Annotated in this window: 1 protein-coding gene; it reads right to left on the bottom strand. The window is 40.1% G+C overall.

Annotated features, from left to right (window positions below):
- Window positions 1-115: 115 nt before the first annotated feature.
- Window positions 116-1738, bottom strand: a complete 1623-nt coding sequence (locus AC1DRF_RS24705; RefSeq protein WP_427075989.1) for an APC family permease — start codon at window positions 1736-1738, stop codon at window positions 116-118.
- Window positions 1739-2059 lie beyond the last annotated feature (321 nt).

The following is a 2059-nucleotide window of genomic DNA, read 5'->3' on the forward strand; positions in this document are numbered from 1 at the left end:
TACAGAGAGTGAGCAAAGCGTAATCAGGCATTTAGATCAAATTACGATCGAAGACGTGCTGAAAAAAGTTAGAACTGCTCACTAAAAAGCACCTTGCATGAGCAAGGTGCTTTTGTTATGACTCTTTGGAAGCGGCTGTTTCAGCCGTTGCTGCTTTTAAGTCGTCATTTACTTTTCTTCCATTCTCTAAATACTCCGTTTTAAAGCCGCTTTTTAAAGCCCATGTGTAGAAGAGAAGAGAAATAACAACAATAATTCCCATATCCCATCCATATTTAATGACGTTAAGGCCCCCAAACTTTTCGCTTCCAAGCCATGAAATAGTCATCATACAAAGTAAGTATACAACCATCCATACGCCGCCTTTGAAGTTCTGGCGAAATCCCTTCCATTTAGCCTTTGCTTGATAATAAAAATAAATAGGCAGACCGATTAAAATAATAAACAAAACTTGTCCAGTTAGCGGCCAGCGCGCCCAATATAGCGTTAATGAAGCAAAAATAAAGCCGAGCGGCGCAATAATGCTTAATCCTTTTAAACGAAGGGGACGATATAAATCGCTTCCAGTTCGTCTTAGCGTCATAACCGTAACAGGACCTGTAATGTAAGAAATAAGCGTAGCGACTGAAATGATTTCAGCAAGCACGCCCCAGCCCCGAAATAAAAACAAAAAGACAAGAGCAACAGCTAAGTTAAAAAACATGGCTTGACGCGGAACACCATAAATAGGATGAAGGCGTCCTAGAACACTTGGCAAATATTTATTTTGTTCCATACCATAAATCATTCGAGCAGTAGTAGCCGTATACGTAATACCTGTTCCAGATGGTGAAACAAACGCATCTGCATACAGGACAATGACAAGCCAGTTAATGTTAAGGGCAATGGCTAAATCTGCAAATGGAGAGTTGAAATTTAAATGACTCCATCCCTTCGCAATATCAGAAGGGTTTACCGCACCGATAAAAGCAATTTGAAGAAGCAAATAAATGACTGTAGCCACTAAAATTGAGCCTACAACCGCAATTGGAATAGATCTTCCAGGATTCTTTGCTTCTCCAGCCATATTAATAGGGCTTTGAAAGCCGTTAAAAGCGAATACAATTCCAGATGTAGCAACAGCTGTTAGCACACTAGCCCAGCCGTTTGGTGCGATGCTGCTTCCAGAAGTGAAGTTCTCGCCGTGAAAGCCGACAAATAAAAGTGCTCCAATTGTAAGTCCCGGTATAACAATTTTAAAAATAGTGATTAACGAGTTGGCCTTGGAAAATAGTCCAACTGTCCAATAATTCAGTAAAAAGTAAATAATCAATAGCACAGTAGCGATAGCTAATCCTTCGCCAGTTAACGTTCCTTTTTCTACGAGGTGGCTTGTCCACTGTGCCCACTTCCAAGGCCACGAACTCATATACTGTACAGAAGCTACTGCTTCGACTGGAATAACGGATACAATCGCAATCCAGTTTGCCCAAGCAGCGATAAAACCAATAAACGAACCGTGTGAGTACTGCGTATACTTGACCATCCCGCCGGCTTCGGGAAACATGGATCCTAATTCACTGTAAGAAAGTGCAATAAATAAAATAACGACCATTCCAATGACCCATGATAAAATAGCAGCCGGCCCTGCAATTTGAGCTGCTCGCCACGCTCCAAATAACCAGCCGGAACCAATAATTGATCCAAGTCCCGTCATGGTTAACGCGAATGTTCCCATTCTTCGATGTAAATTGTTCATCTGACTAACACCTTTCATGTAAAATAAGTCTTTCATTTAAACACTGTTGTAAACATTGTTGCTTTATTATTATTATTCTGAAATCTTTGGTTGTCAACTTTTGTCGTTGCATGCAGTTCTTAATACCTGTTGATTTCCAGTTACGCAGGACAGCTATCCTCAACCTTTCTGTCACGATAATTAAAGCGCTTTACTTTCTTTTTCATCCTACAGGAAACCCTACAGAAATAGATAAAAACCGACAAAAAGTTATCAAGTTCATACCTTATGCACTAGCAATATGAAAAAATCAGGGGATAAGTGATAATTATATTCCCTAAA

This window comes from Priestia sp. P5_B4, assembly GCF_056400385.1.